Here is a 307-nt window from a genome sequence, read left to right on the forward strand (position 1 = left end):
CGGCGGTCACCGTGCCGTCCTTCTTGAACGCCGGCTTGAGTTTGGCCAGGGATTCAGCGCTGGTGCCGGCGCGCGGCTGTTCGTCGGTGGCGAAGCTGACCGGCTCGCCCTTGCGCGAGGGGATCAGGATCGGGGTGATTTCATCATTGAAACGCCCGGCCTCGATGGCATGACGCACCGACCATCACCGTTACCGCCAACGACTTCACCGAAGACAGTGGCGTACAGGTCGGCGACGTCGCCGCCACCTACGTCACCGCGGATGCCGAAAATGATGCCGTCACCGTCAGCTTCAACACCAACAGTG

Annotated in this window: 1 pseudogene; it reads right to left on the bottom strand. The window is 63.5% G+C overall.

From position 1 onward, the window contains the following. Window positions 1–169: pseudogene (locus tag P7A97_RS20550) on the bottom strand (acetyl-CoA C-acetyltransferase); the annotation flags it as partial. Between the last annotated feature and the right edge of the window lie 138 nt (window positions 170–307).

This window comes from Pseudomonas sp. GOM6 (genome assembly GCF_029537485.1).
In the GTDB taxonomy this organism is placed as follows: Bacteria; Pseudomonadota; Gammaproteobacteria; order Pseudomonadales; family Pseudomonadaceae; genus Aquipseudomonas.